At 69.8% G+C, this 24,464-nt stretch carries 20 protein-coding genes and 1 pseudogene; 5 read left to right on the forward strand and 16 right to left on the reverse strand.

Annotation, left to right across the window (positions count from 1 at the left end; genetic code table 11):
• The first annotated feature begins 172 nt into the window (after positions 1 to 172).
• On the forward strand, positions 173 to 856 hold the full coding sequence (locus tag OG787_RS06885; RefSeq protein ID WP_369037717.1) for a GntR family transcriptional regulator: 684 nt from the start codon (positions 173 to 175) through the stop codon (positions 854 to 856).
• 48 nt (positions 857 to 904) lie between these two features.
• Here OG787_RS06885 and OG787_RS06890 read toward each other — a convergent pair whose 3' ends face one another.
• From OG787_RS06890 to sucC, 6 genes are all read right to left on the reverse strand, one after another.
• Positions 905 to 1,708: an acyl-CoA dehydrogenase family protein gene (locus OG787_RS06890; RefSeq protein ID WP_405534577.1), complete on the reverse strand. Its 804-nt coding sequence runs from the start codon at positions 1,706 to 1,708 to the stop codon at positions 905 to 907.
• 48 nt (positions 1,709 to 1,756) lie between these two features.
• Positions 1,757 to 2,311: a beta-class carbonic anhydrase gene (locus OG787_RS06895; protein ID WP_405534578.1), complete on the reverse strand. Its 555-nt coding sequence runs from the start codon at positions 2,309 to 2,311 to the stop codon at positions 1,757 to 1,759.
• A gap of 52 nt (positions 2,312 to 2,363) precedes the next feature.
• The gene (frc, locus tag OG787_RS06900) at positions 2,364 to 3,593 is read right to left on the reverse strand and encodes a formyl-CoA transferase (protein WP_405534579.1); all 1,230 of its coding nucleotides are present in this window, start codon (positions 3,591 to 3,593) and stop codon (positions 2,364 to 2,366) included.
• A 37-nt stretch (positions 3,594 to 3,630) separates the two neighbouring features.
• The gene (locus tag OG787_RS06905; RefSeq protein WP_405534580.1) at positions 3,631 to 5,187 is read right to left on the reverse strand and encodes an aldehyde dehydrogenase family protein; all 1,557 of its coding nucleotides are present in this window, start codon (positions 5,185 to 5,187) and stop codon (positions 3,631 to 3,633) included.
• 86 nt (positions 5,188 to 5,273) lie between these two features.
• Positions 5,274 to 6,173, reverse strand: a complete 900-nt coding sequence (gene sucD, locus OG787_RS06910) for a succinate--CoA ligase subunit alpha (protein ID WP_405534581.1) — start codon at positions 6,171 to 6,173, stop codon at positions 5,274 to 5,276.
• 11 nt (positions 6,174 to 6,184) lie between these two features.
• Positions 6,185 to 7,315: an ADP-forming succinate--CoA ligase subunit beta gene (gene sucC, locus OG787_RS06915; RefSeq protein WP_405534582.1), complete on the reverse strand. Its 1,131-nt coding sequence runs from the start codon at positions 7,313 to 7,315 to the stop codon at positions 6,185 to 6,187.
• Between the two features lie 120 nt (positions 7,316 to 7,435).
• On the opposite strand from sucC, the gene frc (OG787_RS06920) reads away from it, so the two are divergent.
• From frc (OG787_RS06920) to OG787_RS06935, 4 genes are all read left to right on the forward strand, one after another.
• Positions 7,436 to 8,668 carry a formyl-CoA transferase gene (gene frc / locus OG787_RS06920; RefSeq protein ID WP_405540435.1) on the forward strand — a complete coding sequence of 411 codons (1,233 nt, stop codon included), beginning with the start codon at positions 7,436 to 7,438 and terminating at the stop codon, positions 8,666 to 8,668.
• Between the two features lie 194 nt (positions 8,669 to 8,862).
• Positions 8,863 to 10,254: an OFA family MFS transporter gene (locus OG787_RS06925; RefSeq protein ID WP_369031374.1), complete on the forward strand. Its 1,392-nt coding sequence runs from the start codon at positions 8,863 to 8,865 to the stop codon at positions 10,252 to 10,254.
• Between the two features lie 44 nt (positions 10,255 to 10,298).
• The gene (locus OG787_RS06930; protein WP_405534583.1) at positions 10,299 to 10,952 is read left to right on the forward strand and encodes an MFS transporter; all 654 of its coding nucleotides are present in this window, start codon (positions 10,299 to 10,301) and stop codon (positions 10,950 to 10,952) included.
• A 95-nt stretch (positions 10,953 to 11,047) separates the two neighbouring features.
• A complete protein-coding gene (locus OG787_RS06935; protein ID WP_405534584.1) occupies positions 11,048 to 11,242 on the forward strand; it encodes a hypothetical protein in 195 nt (64 codons plus the stop codon).
• Between the two features lie 80 nt (positions 11,243 to 11,322).
• On the opposite strand, the gene OG787_RS06940 is transcribed toward OG787_RS06935, so the two are convergent.
• The 10 genes and pseudogenes from OG787_RS06940 to OG787_RS06985 form a co-directional block, all read right to left on the reverse strand.
• Positions 11,323 to 12,363: a sugar phosphate isomerase/epimerase family protein gene (locus tag OG787_RS06940; protein WP_369031232.1), complete on the reverse strand. Its 1,041-nt coding sequence runs from the start codon at positions 12,361 to 12,363 to the stop codon at positions 11,323 to 11,325.
• Between the two features lie 60 nt (positions 12,364 to 12,423).
• Positions 12,424 to 13,836, reverse strand: coding sequence for a nucleotide pyrophosphatase/phosphodiesterase family protein (locus OG787_RS06945; protein WP_405534585.1), 1,413 nt, complete (start codon positions 13,834 to 13,836; stop codon positions 12,424 to 12,426).
• Positions 13,833 to 15,002, reverse strand: a complete 1,170-nt coding sequence (eboE, locus tag OG787_RS06950; RefSeq protein WP_405534586.1) for a metabolite traffic protein EboE — start codon at positions 15,000 to 15,002, stop codon at positions 13,833 to 13,835. The genes OG787_RS06945 and eboE overlap by 4 nt, the downstream gene beginning before the upstream one ends.
• Before the next feature lie 3 nt (positions 15,003 to 15,005).
• Complete coding sequence (locus OG787_RS06955; protein WP_369031235.1) at positions 15,006 to 15,854, reverse strand: TatD family hydrolase; 849 nt, start codon at positions 15,852 to 15,854, stop codon at positions 15,006 to 15,008.
• Positions 15,854 to 16,501, reverse strand: coding sequence for an EboA domain-containing protein (locus OG787_RS06960; RefSeq protein ID WP_405534587.1), 648 nt, complete (start codon positions 16,499 to 16,501; stop codon positions 15,854 to 15,856). Before OG787_RS06960 ends, OG787_RS06955 begins: the two co-directional genes overlap by 1 nt.
• Entirely contained in the window at positions 16,498 to 17,355 is an 858-nt protein-coding gene (locus tag OG787_RS06965; protein ID WP_405540436.1) for a sugar phosphate isomerase/epimerase family protein, read from the reverse strand. The genes OG787_RS06960 and OG787_RS06965 overlap by 4 nt, the downstream gene beginning before the upstream one ends.
• A gap of 860 nt (positions 17,356 to 18,215) precedes the next feature.
• A pseudogene (locus OG787_RS06970) lies at positions 18,216 to 19,343 on the reverse strand (inositol-3-phosphate synthase); the annotation flags it as partial.
• A 91-nt stretch (positions 19,344 to 19,434) separates the two neighbouring features.
• Positions 19,435 to 20,805: a ThuA domain-containing protein gene (locus OG787_RS06975; RefSeq protein WP_405534588.1), complete on the reverse strand. Its 1,371-nt coding sequence runs from the start codon at positions 20,803 to 20,805 to the stop codon at positions 19,435 to 19,437.
• Positions 20,806 to 20,817: 12 nt separating this feature from the next.
• Positions 20,818 to 23,334, reverse strand: a complete 2,517-nt coding sequence (locus tag OG787_RS06980; protein ID WP_369031239.1) for a PQQ-dependent sugar dehydrogenase — start codon at positions 23,332 to 23,334, stop codon at positions 20,818 to 20,820.
• A 115-nt stretch (positions 23,335 to 23,449) separates the two neighbouring features.
• Entirely contained in the window at positions 23,450 to 24,454 is a 1,005-nt protein-coding gene (locus OG787_RS06985) for a sugar phosphate isomerase/epimerase family protein (protein WP_369031240.1), read from the reverse strand.
• Between the last annotated feature and the right edge of the window lie 10 nt (positions 24,455 to 24,464).

A 24,464-nucleotide genomic window follows, 5' to 3' on the forward strand; every position in this document is an offset into this window, starting at 1 on the left:
ATACAGACGACAGTCGAACGCGTTTCACACGATTGACTGAACGTGGCTGCATGATCGGCGACCCACGCCATGTTGCATACCAAAACCTGTATGCTGAAACCGTCGTCGGCGGCCCTCTCGACGACCACCCTCCTTGGCAAAGCCGTCGGCCCGGCGGCGGAACGGGACAACCATGCGCGAGGCACTCACGGCCGCAGCGTCCCGGCGCGTCACCCGCCCGGCACCCCTGCGCCAGGCCGTGTACGACGCCCTGACCGAACTGATCGTCAGCGGCTCCCTCAAGCCGGGCCAGCACCTGGTCGAGGCCGAACTCGCCGAGCATCTCGGCGTCAGCCGGCAGCCGGTCCGTGAGGCCCTACAGCGGCTCCAGACCGCCGGCTGGGTCGACCTTCGGCCCGCCCAGGGCGCCTTCGTCCACTCCCCCACCGAGGAGGAGGCCGCCCAACTCCTCGGCGTCCGCTCGGTGTTGGAGACCTACTCGGCCCAACTCGCCGCCCGCAACGCGAAGCCCGAGGACGTCGAGCAGCTCTGCGAGCTTCAGAACGAGGGCGTCGAGGCACTCGCCGCCGGTGACGTCGAGCGCCTGGTCGCGGCCAACTCGGCCCTGCACGCGTACGTCACGTCCGTGGCCGCCAACGACGTCCTGGCCGAGATGCTGTCGCAGGTGGGCCAGAAGGTGCGCTGGTACTACACGCCCATCGCCAAGCCTCGCGGCAAGGAGGCCTGGAACGAGCACACGCAGCTCATCAAGGCCATCGCCAAGGGCGACGCGGACCGCGCGGGCGAGATCATGCGCAAGCACACGGAGCGTACGGCCGAGTTCTATCGCAAGCAGATCGCGGCCGGGGCCAGCTAGGACCGACATTCGCAGGAGCACGTGAACGGGCCGTCCGCAGGACGGAGTTCATGCCCTGCTTGAGGACGGCGTGAGGAAATCGGCGGGCCGTGCTCCGACGGGCGGGCGGTGGTGCGCCCGCCCGGTGGCAGCGGCGGCGGCCCCCAGTTCGCGCAGCCACGGCAGGACCGTACCCAGCACGATGTCGAGCCCGCCGCCGTCCGCACCGAGCCTCGCCTCGGCGGGCACCAGCACCGGGTCGGCGAACACCGTGGACGTCGAGCTGCCGGGTGGCCCCGTAGCGCCGGGCCGGGCCGGCACGAACAGGTCCGGGGCGTGCGCCGGAACCCCCCAGAGGCTCAGCCCGTCGGGCGTGCCGAGCGGCCGGGAGGACCAGACGTAACTGTCGGCCTCCCCCGCCGCGACGACCCCGTGCTTACGCCCACGCAGGGCGACCACCCCGCCGGAGCGAACAGCCGTGGCGTGCGGCATGAGCAGTTGTGCCTCCGTCTCCTGCCCGCAACCGGTGACGTCCTCCACGAGGGCGAGGCTGCTGAGATGACGTCCGGCGGCGATCTCGCCGCGCACCCAGGGGCTGCCGTACGACTCGATGACGGCGACCGCCGTGTAGTGCGACCGGAGTACGGCGGCTGTCGCCGGGCAGACCCGGGCCGTGAGGGCCACCACCTCGGCGGCTTCCAGTAGCCCCAGTCCGGCGCCGCCGAACTCGGCGGAGACGGTGAGCCCCAGCAGCCCGGTGGCCCCGAAGGCCGTCACCGCCCCACGGGGGAACCTGCCCTCCATGCCGGTCAGTTCGGCGCAGGGCGCGACGGCCCGGCGTAGGACCTCTGCGAGAGCGGTGCGGTACGACACGGGGTGCCCCCTTCGGACTTCTTCTGCTTCTTCTGACTTCTGACTTCTTCAGGCTTCGGAGTGATCGCGCACGGCATCAGGTCGTGGGTCCGTCTCCCACAGCAGCCCGGTCGCCACGTCGAAGACGAAGCCCCGGACGTCGTCCGTGTGCGGCAGGAACGGATTGGTGCGCACGCGCTGCATCGACTGGCGTACGTCCTGGTCGACGTCCCGGAAGGCCTCCACCGCCCAGGCCGGCCGTTGTCCGACCTCCAGCTCCAGTTCGTGCCGGAAGTCCTCGGTCAGGGTCTGGAGACCACACCCGGTGTGGTGGATGAGTACGACACTGCGGGTGCCGAGCGCCCGCTGACTGATCGTCAGGGAGCGGATCGTGTCGTCGGTGACGACGCCGCCCGCGTTCCGGATGGTGTGGCAGTCGCCCAACTCCAGGCCGAGGGAGGCGTGGAGGTCGATACGGGCGTCCATACAAGCCACGACGGCCACCTGGAGTACCGGGCGGGCGTCCATCCCCGGGTCGGTGAAACCGGCGGCGTAGGCGCGGTTGGACTCCACGAGCCGGTCTGTGACCGTCTCGGTGGCGAAACGGGGTGCGTGTGTGGACATGGCTGGACTACCTCACTCGGGACGGAGCAGAGGCGACGTCGGCCGCCGTCGGTCAGATCACGCCCTGTGCCTTCAGGGTCGACAACTCGTCTTCTTCCAGGCCGAGTTCGCCGATGAGGATTTCTTCGGTGTGCTGCCCGAGGAGGGGCGGGGAGGTGACGTGGGTGGGGGAGTCGGAGAGTTTGAGGGGGTTGCCGACGGTGGTGAACTCACCCCGCTCGGGATGCCCGACCGTCACGATCATGTCGTTCGCGGCCAGCGAGGCGTCCTCGATGATCTCCTTCGTGGACAGGATCGGCCCGCACGGAATGCTGTATGCGTTCAGCCGCTCCAACACCACCCACTTCGGCAGCGTCGACGTCCACTCCTCGATCAGCTGGAACATCTTCGCCAGCTTCGGCAACCGCGCCTCCGGGGTGGCCCACTCGGGGTCCTCGGCGAGTTCGGGCCTGCCGATCAACCCGGCGAGGGGTTTCCAGCCGGGCGGCTGCACGATCACGTACACGTAGTCGTTCGGCCCGCCCGGCGCGCACCGCACAGCCCACCCGGGCTGACCGCCCCCCGACGCGTTCCCCGAACGCGGCACCTCGTTGCCGAAGTCCTCATTCGGATACTCCGCCAACGGCCCGCGGGCGAGGCGCTGCTGGTCGCGGAGCTTGACCCGGCACAGATTGAGCACCGCGTGCTGCATCGCCACATTCACCCGCTGCCCCCGCCCGGTCGACTCCCGCTGGAACAGGGCGGCCAGAATCCCCGCCACCGCGTGGATACCGGTCCCGGAATCCCCGATCTGCGCCCCCGTCGCCAACGGCGGACCATCCGGAAACCCGGTCGTCGCCATCGAGCCGCCCATCGCCTGCGCGACCACCTCATAGGCTTTGAAGCCGGTGTAGGGGCCCTCCCCGAAGCCTTTGATCGACGCGTACACGATCCGCGGGTTGATCTCCCTGATCCGGTCCCAGGTGAAGCCCATCCGGTCCACCGCACCCGGACCGAAGTTCTCCACCATCACATCCGCACCCCGGATCAGCTCGGTCAGGATCTCCCTGCCCCGCCCCGTCTTCACGTTCAACGTGACACTGCGCTTGTTGCAGTTCAGCATCGTGAAATACAACGAGTCCGCACCCGGCACATCCCGCAACTGACCCCGCGTCACATCCCCGCCCGGAGCCTCCACCTTCACCACATCCGCACCCAGCCACCCCAGCAACTGCGTCGCCGACGGACCCGACTGCACATGCGTCAAATCCAACACACGCACACCCTCAAGAGCCTTCGTCATGATCGCCACCTCGCTTGTGTGTCGACGGTTGTCGGGGTCACGGCATGAGCTGGTACTCGGGGAAGTTCCCGGGCAGCCGCTCCCCCACCGGGCCCTGGGTCACCGCGCGCACCAACAGCTCACCGCCGACGAACGCACCGCGCCAGGACGCGCCGAAGCCGCCGAACAGCTCGTCGCGGTCGCCTCGCGAGCGCGGTTTGCCGTGGCCGACCTTGAAGGCGCGGATCTGCGGGGCGAGCCGGTCGAAGGTCGCCCGGTCGTCCGTGGAGAGCGTGGCCACCAGCGCGCCGTTCGAGGCGTTCATCGCGGCCAGCAGCTCCGCCTCGGTGTCGACGAGGACGATGGTGTCGACCGGCCCGAACGGCTCCGCGTGGTGCAGCGGCGAGGACGGCGGCGGGTTCAGGAGGGTGACGGGTTGGACGTACGCCGAGGTGTCCTGGCCGGGCAGAAAGCGGGCGTCCGCCAGGCTGCCCCGGTGTACGGGCACGGCGCCGCGGTCGATGGCCTCGGCGATCTGGTCGTGCAGTTCCTTCGCCTTGGCCGCGTTGATCACGGGCCCGAAGTCCAGTGCCGGGTAGGGGTCGTCGGCGTCGGCGACGGCGAGCGGGTGGCCCACGCGCAGGGTGCGCACCGCCGGGAGGTAGGCGGCCAGGAACTCGTCGAACAGCTGCCGTTGGACGACGAAGCGCGGGTACGCCGTGCAGCGCTGTTTGCCGTAGTCGAAGAGCTTGGGGACGACGGCCTTGAGGGCGTCCCAGTCCGAGTAGTTCCAGATGCCCCAGGTGTTGAGTCCTTCCTGTTCGAGTACATGACGCTTGCCCAGGTCGGCGACGGCCGTGGCCACCGCGGCGCCGGTGTCGCGACCGCCGACGAAGGAGACGCAGCCGATCTCGGGCGCCCGCACGAGCGCCTCGGACAGTTCTCCCCCGCTGCCGCTGACCAGGGTGACGGGAATCCCCTCGCGGGCGGCGAGCGCGCAGGCCAGGGTCAGACAGGCGACACCGCCGTCGGTCGGGGTCTTGGCGATGACCGCGTTGCCTGCCAGTGCCTGTACCAGCAATGCGTGAACGAGCACGCTCATCGGGTAGTTCCAACTGGCGATGTTGGACACCGGACCGTCCAGCGGGCCCCGGCCGGCGACCATCGGTTCGATGCCGTCGACGTACCACCGCACACCGTCGATGGCCCGGTCGACGTCCGCCTGCGCGAGCCGCCACGGCTTGCCGATCTCCCAGACGAGCAGGAGTGCGAGGAGTTCGCGGTGCTGGGTGAGGGCGTCGAGGGTGGCCGCGACGCGGGCGCGACGCTCGTCGAGCGGGATGTGCCGCCAGGCGCGGTGCTGGTCGAGGGAGGCACGTACGGCCTGGTGGGCGACGTCCCGGTCCAGGCGCGGCGGGCCGGCGATGGGGCTGCCGTCGACGGGGCTGGTGGCGGGCAGGGCCCGGCCGTCGGCCTGCCAGGCGGAGTTCCAGAGGTTGAGGACGCGGTCGTCACGGAACGCCTCGGGGGCGACGGCGAGGCATCGCTGCCAGGCGTCGGTCCAGGAGGTGCCGGACTTCACCACGAGGTGGGTGGAGTTGAGGGTGGTTGCCATTCGGTGTCTCCGCTCTCGGTGCACAGTCGGGGGCGGGTGATGCGGTGGGGCGCGGTGGCGCCGTGGGGTCCGGCGGTCAGCGCCTGTCAGCCATGGGTGGCGTCGCGGTCGGCTTCCAACAGGGCGAGCGCAAGGCGGGCCGTCTCGGTCGGGGTGGTTCCCACCTGGACGCCGACCGCCTCCAGCGCCGCCTTCTTGGCCTGTGCCGTGCCCGCCGAGCCGGACACGATGGCGCCCGCATGTCCCATGGTTCGGCCTTCGGGCGCGGTGAAGCCGGCGATGTAGCCGACGACGGGCTTGGTGATGTATCGCTTTATGTACTCAGCGGCGCGTTCCTCCGCGTCGCCGCCGATCTCCCCTATGAGGACGACGAGTTCGGTGTCGGGGTCGTCCTGGAAGGCGGCCAGGCAGTCGATGTGGGTGGTGCCGACGACTGGGTCGCCGCCGATGCCGACACAGGTGGAGAAGCCGATGTCCCGCAGCTCGTACATGAGTTGGTAGGTGAGCGTGCCTGACTTGGACACCAGGCCGATACGGCCCGGCTTCGTGATGTCGGCGGGGATGATGCCCGCGTTCGACTGGCCGGGCGTGATCAGCCCCGGGCAGTTGGGGCCGACGATCCGGGTGCCCGCCTCCTTCGCGTACGTGGTGAAGGCGACGGTGTCGTGGACGGGGATGCCCTCGGTGATGACGACGGCGAGTCCGATGCCGGCGTCGCCCGCTTCGACGACGGCCGCCTTGGCGAAGGCAGGCGGTACGAAGACGACGGTGACGTCGGCTCCGGTCGCCCGTATACCGTCGACGACCGACCCGAACACGGGCACGGCTCGGTCGTCGAAGTCCACGCTACGGCCCGCCTTGCGCGGGTTGACGCCGCCGACGACGTTCGTGCCTGCCGCGAGCATGCGCCGGGTGTGCTTCATGCCCTCGCCGCCGGTCATGCCCTGGACTAGGACCCTGCTCTCCTTGGTGAGGTAGATCGCCATGTTCCGTCTCCTCAGGCCGCGTTGGCGAGTTGGGCGGCTCGGCGGGCGGCGCCGTCCATGGTGGTGGCCTGCTGGACCAGCGGGTGGGCGTACTCGTCGAGGACGGCCCGCCCGCGCGCCGCGTTGTTGCCGTCGAGGCGCACGACGAGCGGCTTGGTCAACAGGACGGCGTCCAGGGCTCGTACGATGCCGTCGGCGACCGCGTCGCACGCCGTGATCCCGCCGAAGACGTTGACGAACACCGACCTCACGTCCGGGTCGGAGAGGATGACGGACAGCCCGTCGGCCATGATGCGGGCGGATGCCCCGCCGCCGATGTCGAGGAAGTTGGCGGGGCGGGCACCGCAACCGGCGACCACGTCAAGGGTCGACATGACCAGGCCGGCGCCGTTGCCGATGATGCCGACCTCGCCGTCGAGCTTCACGTAGTTGAGACCCTTGGCGGCGGCCGCCGCCTCCGGCGTGCCTTCGTGCTCCACCTCCTCCGCACCCCAACGCGCCTGCCGGAAGCGGGCGTTGTCATCAAGAGTGACCTTGCCGTCGAGGGCGAGAAGCTGCCCTTGCCGGGTGCGGACAAGCGGGTTGACCTCGACGAGGACGGCGTCCTCGCGCACGAGCACCTGCCACAGCCGTACGAGGACATCGGCGGCCTGCGGTGGCAGCCCGGCGGCCTCGGCGATCTCCTGCGCCTTCGCGAAGGTCACGCCCCCGGCAGGGTCGATGTGCGTACGGACCACCGCCTCGGGCCGAGCGGCGGCGACCTCCTCGATCTCCGTGCCGCCCGCGGCGGAGGCGATCGCGAGGAAGCGGCCCGCCGTGCGGTCGAGGACGTAGGAGATGTAGAACTCGCTCTCGATGTCCGCGGGTTGGGCCAGCATGACCTTGCCGACCGTGTGGCCCTTGATGTCCGTTCCGAGGATCTGACGTGCCGTGAGTTCCGCGGCGGCCGGATCGGCGGCGAGCCGCACACCGCCCGCCTTGCCCCGGCCCCCGGTCCTCACCTGAGCCTTGACGACGACGCGACCGCCGAGCCGACGGGCCAACTCCCTTGCTCCCTCAGGCGAGTCGGTGACCTCCGCCCTCGGTACGAGGATGCCGTGTTCTTCGAAGAGTCCGCGGGCTTGATGCTCGTACAGGTCCATGATTCGGCTCCCGTCTTAAAAGTGCTGCACGCCCCCTGGACATCACCCATCGGATGCGGGATAACAATCTTCATACAGTATTCGTCGACTGTATGCAATGTGCCAAGCGAGGTGACCCTGATGGCAATGAAGGCTCTTGAGGGTGTGCGTGTGTTGGATTTGACGCATGTGCAGTCGGGTCCGTCGGCGACGCAGTTGCTGGGGTGGCTGGGTGCGGATGTGGTGAAGGTGGAGGCTCCGGGCGGGGATGTGACGCGGGGTCAGTTGCGGGATGTGCCGGGTGCGGACTCGTTGTATTTCACGATGCTGAACTGCAACAAGCGCAGTGTCACGTTGAACGTGAAGACGGGGCGGGGCAGGGAGATCCTGACCGAGCTGATCCGGGGTGCGGATGTGATGGTGGAGAACTTCGGTCCGGGTGCGGTGGACCGGATGGGCTTCACCTGGGACCGGATCAGGGAGATCAACCCGCGGATCGTGTACGCGTCGATCAAAGGCTTCGGGGAGGGCCCCTACACCGGCTTCAAAGCCTATGAGGTGGTCGCGCAGGCGATGGGCGGCTCGATGGCGACGACCGGGTTTCCGGATGGTCCGCCGTTGGCGACGGGGGCGCAGATCGGGGATTCCGGGACCGGTATCCACGCGGTGGCGGGGATTCTGGCCGCCCTGTTCCAGCGGGAGTCGACCGGGCGGGGGCAGCGGGTGAATGTGGCGATGCAGCACGCGGTGCTCAATCTGTGCCGGGTCAAGCTCCGCGACCAGCAGCGCCTCGCCCGCGGGCCGTTGGCGGAGTATCCGAATGAGGACTTCGGCAACGAGGTGCCGCGTTCGGGGAACGCGTCGGGGGGCGGTCAGCCCGGGTGGGCTGTGCGGTGCGCGCCGGGCGGGCCGAACGACTACGTGTACGTGATCGTGCAGCCGCCCGGCTGGAAACCCCTCGCCGGGTTGATCGGCAGGCCCGAACTCGCCGAGGACCCCGAGTGGGCCACCCCGGAGGCGCGGTTGCCGAAGCTGGCGAAGATGTTCCAGCTGATCGAGGAGTGGACGTCGACGCTGCCGAAGTGGGTGGTGTTGGAGCGGCTGAACGCATACAGCATTCCGTGCGGGCCGATCCTGTCCACGAAGGAGATCATCGAGGACGCCTCGCTCGCCGCGAACGACATGATCGTGACGGTCGGGCATCCCGAGCGGGGTGAGTTCACCACCGTCGGCAACCCCCTCAAACTCTCCGACTCCCCCACCCACGTCACCTCCCCGCCCCTCCTCGGGCAGCACACCGAAGAAATCCTCATCGGCGAACTCGGCCTGGGCGACGAGGAATTGCGTCTGCTCAGGTCGAGCGGGGTGATCTGACGTGGGGGCCCTGGAGCGCACCGCGAAGGTGAAGGTGCGGAGCCGTCCGGCTGTTGGGGGGCGGTTCATGACGTAACCGAGCACAGGGAGCGGCCGACGGTGCGCGTCGGCAGCCCCGGGACCCATGCGCGCACGAAAGGCATTTGGACAGGGGGCGCTGGCCAGATCTTTCGACGCAAGGAGTCTTGACCAAGATGACAACCATCGACTACTCGACGTCCGTCCCGTACCGGGAGGTGACGGATCCCAACGGCCGCAAGTACCGCATCGGAGAATCCGATGTCGACATCATGGGCCGTGGGCGCAAGTGGATGGTCATCCTGCCGTGGATCGGCATGATGGGCATCAGCTCCGCCGAGTACGCGTTCACGTCCGCGGAGGACACCCTCCACGAGGCCCACCTGTGGGACAGCGGACACATCTTCTGGCTGATGGGCGTCTGGGTGTTCTTCCAGGCGGCCGTGGCCTTCCCCGCCGGTCAGTTGCGGGAGAGCGGCAAGCTGCCCGCGCGTACGGCGATGATGATCGGCGCGGTCGGCACCATGCTCGGCTATCTCTCACTGGCGTACGCGCCGAACGTGCTCGTGGCGTACTTCGGCTTCGGCATGTGCAGCGGTATCGGTGCCGGTCTGGTCTACGCGACCTGCGTGAACATGGTCGGCAAGTGGTATCCGGAGCGCAAGGGCGGCAAGACGGGCTTCGTCAACGGCGGGTTCGCCTACGGCTCGGTGCCCTTCGTGTTCCTGTTCACCTCGTACATGGACATCAGCAACTACCAGACCGTGCTCGCCTGCGTAGGCGTCGGACTGTGCCTGGTCGTGGCGTCGGCCGGCTGGTTCTTCAAGGACCCGCCGAAGAACTGGTGGCCCGCGCACGTCGACCCGCTCAAGGCCACGGACGACCCGAAGATCCGCCGGGCGCTGGAGAAGAACCCGCCGGCGGTCAAGCAGTACACCCCGAGGGAAGCCTCGCGTCAGCCGGTTCTGTGGATGATGTGGTTCTGCCTGCTCTGCACGGCGGGCATCAACATCTTCGGCATCGCCTTCCAGGTGCCGTTCGGCAAGGACATGGGCTTCGCGGGCGGGATCGTGGCCACGGCGATGTCCCTGAAGGCCATCGTCAACGGCACCGGTCGCGGTGTGATCGGCTGGATATCCGACCGTTACGGGCGGCGCAACACGCTGATCATCGTGTGTCTGGTGCTGGGCACGGCCCAGTTCGGTGTCCTGGTCTCCGGCCAGATGGGCAGCATGCCGTTCTTCCTGTTCTGCTCGATGGTCTCCGGCTTCGGCGGCGGGGCGATCTTCCCGCTGTTCGCGGCCATGACCGCGGACTACTTCGGTGAGAACAACAACGCCTCCAACTACGGAATGGTCTACAGCTCGAAGCTCATCTCCGGCCTCGTCGGCTCCGGAGTGGGCGCGGTCGTCGTCGACAACTGGGACTACGAGGGCGCGTTCGTCCTGGCCGGCTGCATCGGTCTGGCCTCCGCGGTGCTCGCCGTGTTCCTGAAGGCACCGGGCAAGCCGACGGCCGCCCGCCGGGTCTCCCCCAATCCCCAACCGCTCGGCGAGGAAATGGCCTGACCCACCGGCAAGGAACTGACCCGACGCAAAGGATCCACCCTGAGATGACGGCAGATCCCCTCGCGACGAACACTTCGTCGTCCGACTCACAAGCCGCACACCGTCCCTGCCGAGAAGTCACCGACTCCCGAGGCCGCGTCTACCGGATCGGCGAGACCGACCGGGACATCCTCGGTCACTCCCGCAAGCTCATGGTGTATCTGCCATGGATCGCCATGATGGCCATCAGTGTCTTCGAATACGCGTACGGCTCGGCGGAGGACACCCTGTCCCACGCGCACGGCTGGACGCAGAGCAACACCTTCTGGATCCTCAGCGTCTGGGTCTTCTTCCAGGCCGGCATCGCCTTCCCCGCGGGCTGGCTACGGGAGAAGGGCGTCCTCACGGCCCGTAGAGCCATGTACATCGGCTCGGGGCTGTGCGCCCTCGTTCTCGCCCTGTCGCACCTGAGCAACGTCTGGCTGGCGATCCTGGGCTTCGGCGTCGTCGGAGGCATCGGCGCCGGGCTGGTCTACGCGACCTGCATCAACATGGTCGGCAAGTGGTTCCCCGAGCGCCGGGGAGCAAGGACCGGGTTCGTCAACGGTGGGTTCGCGTACGGATCGCCGCCGTTCACTACCGAACACTTGTCCAGTGCTCCGTCCTTCAGGGAGGAGGTGAAGGGCAGCCGGCCCGGAAGGCCGCAGCACCACCGTTGAAGTCGCCCTGTCCGACAACATAGTTCTACCCGCTGTTCACGGCACTCACCCCGGACTACTTCGGGGAGAACTACAACGCCTCCGACTACGGGCAGGTGTGCGGCGGAAAGCTGATCAGCGGCCTGTTCGGGGGCGGCCTCGGCTCCATGGTGGTCGCCGCCTGGGGGTACATCGGGGCATACGCCCTGGCCGGCGCCGTCTCCATGGTGGCGGCGGCGATCGCCCTACTGCTGCGGCAGCCGGGGCACACCACGGCCGCTCGGACCGCGGAGCCGCAGCCCGCGGGATGAACGGCACGCGCGCGTGAGGAGGCCCTCCCGGAATCCGCCGACCCCGGGAGGGCCTCCTCATGCGCACACGGTGCCGTCCGTCAGCACTTCTCGCGCAGCGAGTGCAGGTGCTCGCTGGAGCGACGCGCGAAGGTGAAGGACTCGGTCGGGTTGTCGTGCTCGGCCTGCCAGTGGTGGGCCAGCCGCTCACCGCGGAGCCGGGTCACGGCGGAGATGAACCGCTGGTAGTCGATGTCGCCGTCACCGACATCGGTCATGCGGTAGCCGTACTGGTTGCCCGGGTCGCTGACACCGTCCTTCACATGGAAGAGCGGGTAGCGGTGGGGCTGCCTGAGTACGTAGTTCAGCGGCTCGAACGGCGCGGGTGTGCCGTCGGGACGCTTGGAGAAACGGAACTGGCCGGAGTAGGCCCAGAAGATGTCCATCTCCAGGTACACGAGCTTGGGGTCGGTCTCGGCGAGGAGTACGTCGTAGAGGCGGACCTTGGGGTTGTCGGTGGCGAAGGAGAACTCCTCGGAGTGGTTGTGCTGGTAGAACTTCATGCCGCGCGCCCGGGCCGCCGCGCCGTACGTGTTGAACTCCTCCGCCGCCCGCTTCCAGGCGTCGACGGTGGAGCCGTAGCGGAACGGGCCTGAGGCGGTGCCGATGTGCTTGAGGCCGAGGGCCTGGGCGTCGTCGAGGACCTTGTTCAGGTTCTGGGCGAAGGTGTAGGCGTTCGGGTCGCTGGAGTAGTAGCCGACGTGGCTGCCGATCGGGTTGAGGCCGTTGTTGCTGGCCAGTCGCTTGAGCTGGGCGAGGGTGATGGGGCCCGCCGAGCCCTGGGTGTATCCGGCGAACTCGACCTCGTCGTAGCCGTACTTCTTCAGTTCGGCGAAGACGGGTGCGAAGCCCAGCGTGGAGACCTTGTCGCGCAGGCTGTAGAGCTGGATGCCGAGCCGGCCGGGCGGCAGGACGGGACGGCCCCGGCCCGCGCCGCCGGACGCGGTCTGGGTGGCGGCGCCGGCGGGGGCCGCGGCAGCGCCGAGCAGCGCGGCTGCGGTGGCCCCGGCGGCCACGCCGAGCATGTTCCGTCTGCTGAGGCGGTGGGCGAGTTCGGGGTCGGTGTGCTGGATGCGGCTCATTGCTGGAACTCCTCGGGATCGGAGGGCGTTGTCAGTGGTGAGTGCTTCACTTGTGACCAGTCAGGAGAGACCGGCCAGTTGGAGCAGGAGTGACTTCACGTCGGTGGCCGCGATACGGCCGTCGACGGCACGGGGGGTGGAGCAGATGAGGAGCGGACCGTCGTCGTCGCTCGCCGGAAGGCGGCCGTGGCTGCCGCGAATAGGTGAGGGATCCAGGGGCACGACCGCCATGCGGTAGCGCAGGCCGAGTTTCTTGCGGGCCAGTGCGGTCGCCGCCTTGACCTTGACGTAGGGGTCGCGCGGATCCATGAAGAGTTCGACCGGGTCGTATCCGGGTTTGCGGTGGATCTCGACGAGCTGTGCGAAGTCGGGCGCGTGTGCGTCGTCGAGCCAGTAGTAGTACGTGAACCAGGCGTCCGGCTCCGCCACTGCGACGAGTTCGCCGGCGCGCGGATGGTCGAGATGGTGGGTCTTCTTGCCCTCGTCGTCGAGGAGTTGCTCGATCCCGGGCAGCTCGGCGAGCGCTCCTTTGACGTTCTCCAGATCCTCCGTTCGCCGCACATAGATGTGGGCGATCTGGTGGTCGGCGACGGCGAAGGCGCGTGACGCCATCGGATCGAGGTACTCCATACCGTCCTGGGTGTGCACTTCGAGCAGTCCCGCGCGGCGCAGCGCCCGGTTGATGTCGACGGGCCGGCCGACACGGGTGATGCCGTACTCGGAGAGCGCGACGACGGTCCGGCCTTCGGCCCGGGCGTCGTCCAGGAGCGGGGCCATGGCCGCGTCCAGGTCGGCGGCGGCCTTCAGGGAGCGCGGGTCGTCGGGGCCGAAGCGCTGAAGGTCGTAGTCGAGATGGGGGAGGTAGCACAGGGCCAGGTCGGGCCGACGGGTGCGCAGGATGTGCCGGGTCGCGTCGATGATCCAGCGGCTGGAGGTGAGGTCGGCGCCGGGGCCCCAGAAGTGGAACAGGGGGAACGTGCCGAAGCGGGCGGTGAGTTCGTCGTGCAGGGCCGGGGGCCGGGTGTAGCAGTCGGGTTCCTTGCGGCCGTCGGAGTAGTAGATCGGACGGGGGGTGACGGTGATGTCGGTGTCGGCGCCCATGGCGTACCACCAGCAGATGTTGGCGACCTTGTAGCCGGGGTGCGCGCGGCGGGCGGCGTCCCACAGCTTGTCGCCGGCGACGAGTCCGTTGTGCTGCCGCCACAGGAGTACGTCGCCGAGGTCGCGGAAGTACCAGCCGTTGCCGACGATTCCGTGCTCGGCGGGGAGGGTGCCGGTGAGGAAGGTGGACTGGGCTGCGCAGGTGACGGCGGGCAGGACGGTGCCCAGCGGGGCACGGGAGCCGGACTGGCCGAGGGCCTTGAGCCGGGGCATGTGGTCGAGGAGACGGGGGGTGAGGCCCACGACGTCCAGGACGAGGAGGGGGGTGGGGTCAGTGGGTGCGGGGTCTTCGCCTGCGGGGCCGGGGCTCATGGCAGCTCCTTCAGGCCGAGGTCGGTCAAGAGGTCGCGGGCGAGGGTGAGTTCGGCGGCTATGCCTTCGGTGAGTTGGGCGCGGGCTCGGGGGCGTAGTTCGGGCGGGAGGGCCTGCCAGGTGTACGTCTCGACCTCCAGATGGCGGGTGAGGGGGTGCGGGCCGCCGACGAGCCGGGTCAGGGCGGACTTGAGTACGGGGAGTGTGGAGGTGAGGGGTGCGGCGGGGGCCGCGTGGAGCGGGACGTGGAAGTGGGCGCGCCACGGGGAGGCGTCGGGCAGGGTGTCGCCCTTGAGGGCCTCGCCCAGGTCGTCCGTGCCGCGCAGGCCGGCGGCGGTGGCCGTGCGGGTCTGGTGCAGGAAGCGGGGTTCGTCGAAGGCTGCGAGTGCCTCGCGGACTTCGGGGAGGTGGGGGTGTTCGGCGTGCAGGGCGGCTGAGAGCTGGGACTTGACGACGGGGACGCGGGCTTCGGTGAGCGCGTCCAGGGCGGTGTGCGGATCCTCGAAGGAGGTGGCGAGGTGGCAGGTGTCGACGCAGATGCCGATGCGGTCGTGGCCGATCGCGGTGAGCGGGGCGATGGCGTCGGCGGTGGTCTCGACGGTGCAGCCGGGTTCTGGTTCCAGTCCGACGCGGATGGAGCGGCCGGTGAGTTCGGCGAGGGCGTCGAGGCGTTCCGCGAGGGTGCCCAGGGCGGTCATGGCCGTGGCCGCGCGCTCGCCGTCGTATGCGGTGCGCCAGGCGAGCGGCAGGGTGGAGATGCTGCCCTCGGTGACGTCGTCGGGGAGGAGACCGGCGAGGACCCGGGCCAGGTCGGTGGTGTGGGCGAGCCGTTCGGGGTCGGCCCAGTCCGGCTTGTAGACGCGGTACTTGACCTCCTCGGCGCCGAAGCCCTCGTACGGGAAGCCGTTGAGGGTGACGACCTCGAGGCCGCGCCGGTCGAGTTCGGTGCGCAGGCCGCGCAGGGCGGAGGGGTCGGTGACCAGGGCGTGGGCGGCGTCCTTGGCCAGCCACAGTCCGATGCCGAGGCGGTCGCGGCCGAGGCGTCTGCGTACGGGTTCGCAGTGGTCGCGGAGTTGGGCGAGGACGCCGTCGAGGGTTTCGGCGGGGTGGACGTTGGTGCAGTAGGCGAGGTGGACGGTGGAGCCGTCGGGGTGGCGGAAGCGCATCGGTCACTCCCCGCCGCGCAGGATGGAGTTGCCCTCGTGGGTGGCGTCGGTGGCGTCGACTTCGAGGTCGAGCCGGCCGCTGAGCCCGTAGAAGGCGACCGGGTTGCGCCACAGGACGCGGTCGACGTCGTCCTCGGTGAAGCCCTCCGCGAGCATCAGGTCGCCGACCTTGCGGGTCTTGAGAGGGTCGCTTCTGCCCCAGTCGGCCGCGGAGTTGACCAGCACCTGCTCGGGGCCGTAGGCGCGGAGGATCGCGACCATCCGGTCCTCGTCCATCTTGGTCTCCGGATAGACCGAGAAGCCGAGCCAGCAGCCGGCGTCCTTGGCCTCCTTCACGGTGGTCTCGTTGAGATGGTCGAGCAGGACGTGCTCCGGGGGCAGCGCGGACTCCCGTACGGCGTCGAGGGTGCGGCGCAGTCCTGCGAGCTTGTCGCGGTGCGGGGTGTGGACGAGCGCGGGCAGTTCGTGGTCGGCGGCGAGCTGGAGCTGGGCGGCGAGGGCGGTGTCCTCGGCGGGGGTCATCGAGTCGTAGCCGATCTCACCGACGGCGACGACGCGGTCCTTGACGAGATAGCGGGGCAGTTCGTCGAGGACGGGGAGGCAGCGGGGGTCGTTGGCCTCCTTGGGGTTGAGGGCGATCGTGCAGTGGTGGGCGATGCCGTACTGGGCGGCGCGGAAGGGTTCCCAGCCCAGGAGGGAGTCGAAGTAGTCGAGGAAGGAGGCGGGTGAGGTGCGGGGCTGGCCCAGCCAGAAGGAGGGTTCGACGACGGCGCGGACACCTGCGGTGTGCATGGCCTGGTAGTCGTCGGTGGTCCGTGACGTCATGTGGATGTGGGGGTCGAAGATGCGCATCAGGACTCCTTGGCTTCGGACGCCGTCAGGGCCAGGACTCGGTGCAGGTCCTCGGGGACGGGGCGGCCGGCGGCGGTGCGTTCGGCGGCGTAGTCGTCGAGCATGCGGGCGAGTTCGGTGTCGGCACGGGCCCGATGGTGGAGGTCGGCCACGGCGTCGACGGGCACTCCGGTGAACAGGCACTTCAGTACGGCGTGGCGCCAGTTGTGGGCGTCCAGGTGCCGGGCGGCGTACGGGCCGACGGCTGCGGCGACGAGGCGGGTGTCGTTGGTACGCAGGGCGTCCTCGACGAGGGGGAGGGCGTCGGGGCCGGGGACCAGGTGGGGCAGGGCGTGCAGGACGGCTCGGCGCTCGGCGGCGGTGCCCTGCCGGTAGACGCGGGTGAGGGCGTCCGGGTCGGCTTGGGCGGCGTGCAGGATCAGGACCCGTACGGCGTCGGCGTGGTCGGTGCCGCAGCGGCGACCGGCTTCGGCGAGACGCAACTCCCAGGCGGAGATGGGCCCGTGGGACCCGGAGCGGGCGGCTGCCTCGTCCAGGGCGCGGGCGAGCCAGGCGCGGGCGGGTTCGGTGAGGTGGGCGGTGAGGTGGGTGCGGAGGTCGTCCAGGGGGGTGAGGGAGGTGCCAGGGCCGGTGCGGGGCTGGGTCATGGGGTGCTCCCTTCGGCGACGGCCGTTGGAGCTGGGGCCGTCGGGGCGGAGGGCGCCGTTCGGCGGAGGAAGTTGAGGGAGTGTTCGGCGTAGTGGGGGCCCGCGTGGGAGTGGCGGGGGAGTTCCACGACGGTCAGGCCCTGGTAGCCGATGGCGGACAGGGCGGCCAGTACGGGCGGGAAGTCGATCTCTCCGTCGCCGAAGGGGAGGTGTTCGTGGATTCCGCGGCGCATGTCCTCGATCTGGACGTGGCGCAGCCAGGGTGCGGCGGCTCGGACGCAGTCGGCGGGAGGGAGCGGTTCGAGGCACTGGCAGTGGCCGATGTCGAGGGTGAGGCCGAGGGCGTCCGGGTCGTCGAGTGCGTGGCGGAGGTGGTGGAAGTCGGCGATGGTGGCGAGGAGTTGGCCGGGTTCGGGTTCGACGGCGAGCGGGATGCCTGCTGCGGTGGCCGCGTCCAGGACGGGGGTGAGGGCGTCGGTCAGTCGGTGCCAGGCGGTGTCCTGGTCAGTGCCGGCGGGGGTGATGCCGCTGAAGCAGTGCACGGCGTGGGCGCCGAGGTCCGCGGCGACTCGCACGGCCCGGAGCAGGAGGTCGACGCGTCGTCGGCGGTCGTCCGGATCGGGGTCCAGGAGGGAGGGGCCGTGCTTGCGGCGCGGGTCGAGTACATAGCGGGCACCGGTCTCCACGGTGACACCCAGACCGAGGGTGTCCAGGCGGCGGGCGAGCTGCCGGGTGCGGGCCGGGAGGTCGGGGGCGAGCGGGTCGAGATGCATGTGGTCGAGGGTCAGGCCGACGCCGTCATAGCCGAGGTCGGCGAGCAGGCCGAGGGCGTCGTCGAGGCGGAGGTCGGCCAGGCCGTTGGTTCCGTAGCCGAGGCGGAGGGGGGTGGTGGCGGAGGCGTCGTACGGTGCGTTGGACCAGGCGCGTGCGTGCTTGCCCCGGTCCCGGGCGCCGTCTCGGGGGGTCCCGCCGGGTCGCGTGTTCACCGGCGTTCCCCGTCCCCGTCGGCCGGTCGCGTGCCCAGGGGTCCTCCAGGCCGGGGGCCCTCCGCCCAGGCGCCCGCGTCCTGACCCGGCCTCACACCCGAAGGGCCGGCTGATCCCGAAAGCTCGGCGGGATCCGAAAGCTCGGCCGGTCCCGAAAGCCCCGCCGATCCCGTCGACTCAGCCGACGCTGAAGGCCCCGTCGGTCGCAAAAGCCCCGCCGATCCCGAAGACCCTGCCGGTTCCAAAAGCTCGGCCGGTCCCGCAAGCCCCGCCGGATCCGAAAGCCCGGCCGGATCAGTGAGCCCAGCCGACCCCGACAACCCCGCCGATCCGGAAACCCCCGCCGGATCCGAAGGCCCCGCCGGTTCACTGGACCCGGCCGACCCCGAAAGCCCCGCCGATTCCGACGACTCGGCCGATCCCGACGACTCGGCCGATCCCGACGACTCGGCCGATCCCGACGACTCAGCCGACCCTGAAGGCCCCGCCGGTCGCAAAAGCCCCGCCGATCCCGAAGACCCTGCCGGTTCCAAAAGCTCGGCCGGTCCCGCAAGCCCCGCCGGATCCGAAAGCCCGGCCGGATCAGTGAGCCCAGCCGACCCCAACAACCCCGCCGATCCGGAAACCCCCGCCGGATCCGAAGGCCCCGCCGGTTCACTGGACCCGGCCGACCCCGCAAGCCCTGTCGGTTCAATGGACCCCGCCAGCTCCAGCGACACCCCCGCCCCTCCCCCACCCCCCAACCGCCCCGCGAACCCCACCAACTCCGCGTACTGCTCCCCCAGCCCCGACGGGCCGTCGCCCACCGGGTCCTTGAAGTAGAAGCCGAGTTCGCGAAGGGGGCCGGAGAGGCCGGCCTCGTGGGCGCGGGCGGTGAGGCGGGCCAGGTCCAGGATCAGGGGGGCCGCGAGGGCCGAGTCGCAGCCCTGCCAGGTGGTCTGGAGGACCATGCGGGTGCCGAGGAAACCGTCGAAGGCGATGTGGTCCCACGCGGTTTTCCAGTCGCCGAGGGACGGGACGTCGTCGATGTGGACCGTGCCTTCGGGGGTCGTGCCGAGGGTGTCCGCCAGTACGCGTTCCTTGCCGGCGTTTTTCGCCGCCGCCGCTGAGGGGTCGGCGAGGGACGCCCCGTCGCCGCCGCCGAGGAGGTTGGTGCCCGACCAGGCGCGGACCTCCAGAGCGCGTTGCGTGAACATCGGGCCGAGGACCGACCTGAGGAGCGTCTGGCCTGTCTTGCCGTCTCGGCCTGCGTAGGGGAGACCGCTCGTCTCCGCCGCTCGTGCCAGTGCCGGGTGGTGCAGGCCTGTCGACGGGGTGAAGTTGACGTACGGGCAGCCCGCGCGCAGGGCCGCTGCCGCGTAGAGGGAACTGGGCGGGAGTGCGGTGCCCGTTGGAGTGGGCTCCGTGGAGGCCACGTTCACCACGACCGCGCGGGCCAGGGCGTGGCGTCGTACGAAGTCCTGGATGTCTGCGGCGAAGGCGGCCACCAGGTCGTCAGGCGTTCGGTCGATCTCATCCGGAGTGGGCGCGCCGGGTCTGATCTCCCGTTCCGCTGCGGCCAGTTCGTCGGCGATCGCCGACGTGAGGCCGTACGGCAGGACGCCTGCCGCCGTCAGCGCCTCCGCGCGTTTCGGGAGTGGGCAGTCCACCGTGTCGTGGCCGCCGAAGACCAGGGCGGACAGGGGTGGGAGGCCGCAGTCGGTGAACGGGGGTGTCTCGGTGACCATGCCCGTGGGGCGGTGCAGGCCCGCTGTCACGGCGGCGCAGCCCGCGACGACGGTGGTGGCCACGGAGCCTCGGGCTCCGATCAGCCATACCCCCACACGAGTTCGAGGTTGGGACGACGACGTGGACATGGGCAGCAGCCTCCTTGTCGTTCACGCGCCCCGGCGGCGGGCCGGGTGGAAGGCGGCGGGCGGGGGTCCGGCGTCCCCCGCCCGCCGCCGCTCAGTGGCCCGTGGCGGCCGGGGTCGCCGGCGCCTTCACGGGCGGCACGGGCAGTTCCTTGATCCGGATGTCACGGAAGGACACCTGGTCGTCGGCTCCGTGGTTCTGGATGCCGATGTGGCCGTCCCGCAGGCTGCGGGCCGGATCGGTATTGGTGAAATCGTTGATCCGCACGCCGTTGAGCCAGACGCGGAGCCGTTCGCCCTCCACGCGGATCTCGTACGTGTTCCACTCCCCCGGCGGATTCAGCGCACGGTCGCGCTTCTTCACGTCGGCGGACTTGAACCCGTACACGGCCCCGGTGGTGCGGTCGGGGGCGTCTGTGGCGTCGATCTGGATCTCGTATCCCTGGGAGACGGCCGACCAGGGGTCGTCGGAGGGCGGGAAGCCCACGAACACCCCGGAGTTGTCGTCGCCTTGGGCCTTCCAGTCGAGCTTCAGCGAGTAGGCGCCGAAGCTCCGGTCGGCGTACCAGAGCATGCCCATCCCGCCCGACGAGGTCAGGGTGCCGTCGTCGGAGAGGGTGAAGGTGCCCGGGCCCGCCTGTCTCCAGCCCGTCTGGGAGGTGCCGTCGAAGAGCGGCTGGTAGCCGTTCTCCGGGCGGCAGTCCGCCTGGGCCTTGCCGGTGGCCCAGCGCAGGCCGCCCAACAGGTGCTGTCGGAGGGCGGGTTCGGCGTACGCGGACGGCAGGTGGCCGACGCCGGTGTAGAAGGAGCGTCCGCCCGCGTAGTTCTGGCACCAGGCGATCGGATGGTCGCCGTTCATCGTGCCGCCGGTGTACGACGACTCGTCGAGGGAGGCCAGGACATGCACCGAACTGCGGGGATTCGAGCGGTAGTTGTACCACTCGTCGGTACGGTTCCAGTCCGCGCCCAGGGCCGAGGTGGCCGGGTGGGCGCGATCCTCGACCACCGTCCGGGCCGGCTGGATCGCCGGGTGGCCCTGGAAGTAGGCGCCGACGAGGCCGCCGTAGAACTGCCAGTCGTACTCCGTGTCGGCCGCCGCGTGGATGCCCACATAGCCGCCGCCGTGGTGAATGTAGCTTTCGAAGGAACGTTGTTGACGGTCCGTCAGGACGTCTCCGGTCGTCGAGAGGAAGACGACGGCCGCGTACCGGCGGAGGTTCGCCGGGTTGAACGCGGTCGCGTCCTCCGTCGCGTCGACCCGGAAGCCGGCGCTCGTGCCGAGTTCCTTGAGCGCCTTGATGCCGTCGGGGATCGAGTCGTGGCGGAAGGCCGCCGTCTTGGAGAAGACGAGCACCCGGTCGGCGTGCCGTGACGGTGCGGGCGTGGAGGCGGCCGGGGTCGACACGCATCCGAGGAGCAGTGCCGTGCCCACAACAGCGGTGACGGTTCTGCCTGTTGGTCGCATGGCGCACTCCCCTCAGCCAGTGGTGAAGTGGAAGTCGTCGACCTCGTACAGGTCGCCGCTCGCCGCTCCCTTGAAGACCAGGTAGAAGGTGGTCGTGCCCTGCGGGGTGTGGGAGAGGGTGGCGGTGACGTCCTGGTAGGTGTCCCAGCCGCCGGTCGCCGGTACGGTCGTCCGGCCCAGCACCCTGCCGGTCGGTGAGCCCGCGCGGATCTCCAGCCTGCCGCCCGCGCCGGCCGAGGCGACGCGTGCCGTGAGCGACTTGGCGTTGCTCAGGACGTACGGCGTGAAGGCGATCCAGTCGCCGTTGTCGATGTCGCCGACGGTCTTGGCGCCGTTGGCCGACTCGCGTGAACTCACGGCCGTACCCGAGGAGTTGTTGAAGTGCTCGGCCTGGCGGTGGGTGGGCTGGACGACGTTCTGGTCGTGGGTGGTCAGGGGTGCCTGGCCGCCGCCTCCGAGGTCGGTGTACTGGGCGTCGAAGACCCCGAAGATGTTGGCGTTGGGGTCGTGGCCGCCGTCGGCGCTGGTCTGGATGGTGCCGGAGCAGCCGTTGGCCGAGGTCTGCGGGTGGCCGTGGCTGTCGTGCCCGAGGATGAAGGTGACCTCGACCTTCGAGCAGTCGATGTTCCGGCCGTCCTCGCGGTCGGCGACCTTCACCTTGAACGGGATGGCGTCGCCGAACTCGAACAGCTGGCCGTCCTGCGGGAGTTGGAGGACCACCTTGGGCGCGGTGTTGCCGACGACGACCTGGACGCTCGCGCTGCCCGTACGGCCTGTGGTGTCCTTGGCGGTCACCGTCGCCGTGTACGTGCCGTTCTTCTTGTACTTGTGGGAGGGGTTCGCCGAGGTCGACGTACCGCCGTCGCCGAAGTCCCAGCTGTACGTGAGGGCGTCGCCGTCCTGGTCGGTGGTGCCGGCCGAGGAGAACTTCACCTTCAGCGGGGCCTGACCGGAGGTGACGTCCGCGGCGGCCTGGGCGACCGGGGAGTGGCCGTCGGTGGCGTTCTCGATGCGGTACAGGGCGGAGTGCTCGTCGCCGCCGAACCACGAGATGCCGTAGTCGAGGACGTAGAGCGCGCCGTCCGGACCGAAGGCCATGTCCATCACCTGGGTGCCGGTCCACGGAATGTCGTCGATGGACTGGACGGTCCCGTCGGCGTCGCTGCTGATCCGCTTGATCCAGCGGCGGCCGAACTCACCGGCGAAGAAGTCGCCGTCGTAGGCCTCCGGGAACTTGACCGGGGAGTCGAGCGAGGGGTCGTAGTGGTAGACCGGGCCGCCCATCGGAGACTCGGAGCCGTCGCCGAACTCCGGTACGGACGCGCCGTTGTACGGGATCCAGGCGGCCTGCGCCGGGGGAAGGTCGGTGAGGCCGGTGTTGTTGGGCGAGGTGTTCTTGGGGGCGGCGCAGTCGAACTTGGCGCCCGAGGTGCCGGTCGCGAAGTCGTAGTCGACGTAGGCGTCGTTGGCGCCGGTGCAGTACGGCCAGCCGAAGTTGCCGGGGCCGGTGACCCGGGCGAACTCGACCTGGCCTGCCGGGCCTCGGTTCGGGTCGGCCGCGCCCGCGTCGGGACCGTACTCGCCGATGTAGATGATGCCGGTCGCTTTGTCGACGCTGAAGCGGAACGGGTTGCGGAAGCCCATCGCGTAGATCTCGGGGCGCGTCCTGTCCGTGCCGGGCGCGAAGAGGTTGCCGGCCGGGACGGCGTAGGAGCCGTCCGCGTCGACCTTGATACGCAGGATCTTGCCGCGCAGGTCGTTGGTGTTGGCGGACGAACGCTGGGCGTCGAAGGCCGGGTTGCGGTTCGCGCGCTCGTCGATGGGTGTGAACCCGTCGGACTGGAAGGGGTTGGTGTCGTCGCCCGTCGACAGATACAGGTTGCCCGCCGCGTCGAAGTCGATGTCGCCGCCGACATGGCAGCACAGGCCGCGCGAGGCCGGGACGTCGAGGATCTTCGTCTCGCTGGCGTTGTTCAGGGTGCCGTCGGCGTTGAGGACGAACCGGGAGAGCCGGTTGACGCCGTCGAAGGGCGCGAAGTCGGCCGCGGTGCCCGTCTCGGGAGCGTCGCCCGCCGGGGTGTTCAACGGGGGTGCGTAGTACAGGTAGATGAAGCGGTTGGTGCTGAACTCCGGGTCGACGCCGATGCCTTGGAGGCCCTCCTCGTCATGGGAGTAGACGTCGAGCTTGCCGGCGAGCCGGGTGTTTCCGGCGGCGTCGGTGATACGGAGTTCGCCGTCGCGCGAGGTGTGCAGGACCGAGCGGTCGGGGAGGACGGCGAGCGACATGGGCTCGCCGACCTCCGGTTCGCCCTTGGCGAGGGTGACCTGCTGGAAGTCCTCGGCGGCGGCTGCTCCCACGGGGGCGGCCGCCTTGTCGGCGACGGCTGCGCCGGCCTGGGGAACGGCCAGTGTCAGTGACGCTCCCGCGAGCACCGCGCCCGTGAACAGGGCGAGCGCTCTGCGGAATCCGGGGTGTCGTCTGTGACTCTTGGTTCTGCCGGTGCGGGTGGTGCCGTCTTTCGCGTGCACGAATGCCTCCGAATGGGGCTCGTTGTACATGCGGGTGCGATACGCCGGGGTGCGCCGTCACCCCGGAACAATTCGGGAAGTACTCCGGAACATTCGGGAAGTACTCAGGAAGGGCTCAGTCGTTGCTGCCGAACGCCGCGTCGAACGAGGCCGACGGCGGCTCGAAGTCGTACGCCTTGAGGTGCGCCAGTGCCTCGGGGGCGCCCTGGAGCCGGTCCATGCCGGCGTCCTCCCACTCCACGGAGATGGGCCCCCGGTAGTCGATGGAACGCAGCATCCGGAAGACGTCCTCCCAGGGGACGTCGCCGTGGCCCGCCGACACGAAGTCCCAGCCACGACGCGGGTCGCCCCAGGGCAGGTGCGAGCCGAGGCGGCCGTTGCGGCCGTCGAGCCGCTTGCGGGCCTCCTTGCAGTCGACGTGGTAGATCCGGTCGCGGAAGTCCCACAGGAAGCCGACCGGGTCGAGGTCCTGCCACACGAAGTGCGAGGGGTCGAAGTTCAGCCCGAACGCGGGCCGGTGGTCAACTGCCTCCAGGGCGCGCTGGGTTGTCCAGTAGTCGTAGGCGATCTCGCTCGGGTGGACCTCGTGCGCGAACCGCACACCCTGGGCGTCGAAGACGTCCAGGATCGGGTTCCAGCGGTCGGCGAAGTCCTGGTAGCCGCGGTCGATCATCGACTCAGGGGCGGGCGGGAACATCGCGACCAGGTGCCAGATCGCGGAGCCGGTGAACCCGATGACGGTGTCGACACCGAAGGCCGCGGCGGCCCGTGCGGTGTCGGCGATCTCGGCAGCCGCACGCTGCCGTACGCCCTCCGCCTCGCCGTCGCCCCAGATGCGGGCGGGCAGGATCGCCTGGTGGCGTTCGTCGATGATGGCGTCGCAAACAGCCTGGCCGACCAGGTGGTTGGAGATCGCCCAGCACTTGAGGCCGTACTTGTCGAGGAGTTGGTGGCGGCCGTCCAGGTAGGAGGGGTCCGCGAGGGCCTTGTCGACCTCGAAGTGGTCGCCCCAGCAGGCGAGTTCGAGTCCGTCGTAGCCGAAGTCACGGGCGAGGCGGCAGACCTCTTCGAGGGGCAGGTCGGCCCACTGGCCGGTGAAGAGAGTGAAATCGCGCGGCATGCTCGTCGAG

This window comes from Streptomyces sp. NBC_00075, assembly GCF_045041225.1.
Lineage (GTDB): Bacteria > Actinomycetota > Actinomycetes > Streptomycetales > Streptomycetaceae > Streptomyces > Streptomyces adonidis.

What these genes read in the sequence shown, in the direction of transcription:
- OG787_RS06885 (WP_369037717.1), top strand. Translation starts at nt 173, where the DNA reads ATGCGCGAGGCACTCACGGCCGCAGCGTCCCGGCGCGTCACCCGCCCG.
- OG787_RS06895 (WP_405534578.1), bottom strand. Translation starts at nt 2,311, where the DNA reads ATGTCCACACACGCACCCCGTTTCGCCACCGAGACGGTCACAGACCGG.
- frc (WP_405534579.1), bottom strand. Translation starts at nt 3,593, where the DNA reads ATGACGAAGGCTCTTGAGGGTGTGCGTGTGTTGGATTTGACGCATGTG.
- OG787_RS06905 (WP_405534580.1), bottom strand. Translation starts at nt 5,187, where the DNA reads ATGGCAACCACCCTCAACTCCACCCACCTCGTGGTGAAGTCCGGCACC.
- sucD (WP_405534581.1), bottom strand. Translation starts at nt 6,173, where the DNA reads ATGGCGATCTACCTCACCAAGGAGAGCAGGGTCCTAGTCCAGGGCATG.
- sucC (WP_405534582.1), bottom strand. Translation starts at nt 7,315, where the DNA reads ATGGACCTGTACGAGCATCAAGCCCGCGGACTCTTCGAAGAACACGGC.
- frc (WP_405540435.1), top strand. Translation starts at nt 7,436, where the DNA reads ATGGCAATGAAGGCTCTTGAGGGTGTGCGTGTGTTGGATTTGACGCAT.
- OG787_RS06925 (WP_369031374.1), top strand. Translation starts at nt 8,863, where the DNA reads ATGACAACCATCGACTACTCGACGTCCGTCCCGTACCGGGAGGTGACG.
- OG787_RS06930 (WP_405534583.1), top strand. Translation starts at nt 10,299, where the DNA reads ATGACGGCAGATCCCCTCGCGACGAACACTTCGTCGTCCGACTCACAA.
- OG787_RS06940 (WP_369031232.1), bottom strand. Translation starts at nt 12,363, where the DNA reads ATGAGCCGCATCCAGCACACCGACCCCGAACTCGCCCACCGCCTCAGC.
- OG787_RS06945 (WP_405534585.1), bottom strand. Translation starts at nt 13,836, where the DNA reads ATGAGCCCCGGCCCCGCAGGCGAAGACCCCGCACCCACTGACCCCACC.
- eboE (WP_405534586.1), bottom strand. Translation starts at nt 15,002, where the DNA reads ATGCGCTTCCGCCACCCCGACGGCTCCACCGTCCACCTCGCCTACTGC.
- OG787_RS06955 (WP_369031235.1), bottom strand. Translation starts at nt 15,854, where the DNA reads ATGCGCATCTTCGACCCCCACATCCACATGACGTCACGGACCACCGAC.
- OG787_RS06960 (WP_405534587.1), bottom strand. Translation starts at nt 16,501, where the DNA reads ATGACCCAGCCCCGCACCGGCCCTGGCACCTCCCTCACCCCCCTGGAC.
- OG787_RS06975 (WP_405534588.1), bottom strand. Translation starts at nt 20,805, where the DNA reads ATGCGACCAACAGGCAGAACCGTCACCGCTGTTGTGGGCACGGCACTG.
- OG787_RS06985 (WP_369031240.1), bottom strand. Translation starts at nt 24,454, where the DNA reads ATGCCGCGCGATTTCACTCTCTTCACCGGCCAGTGGGCCGACCTGCCC.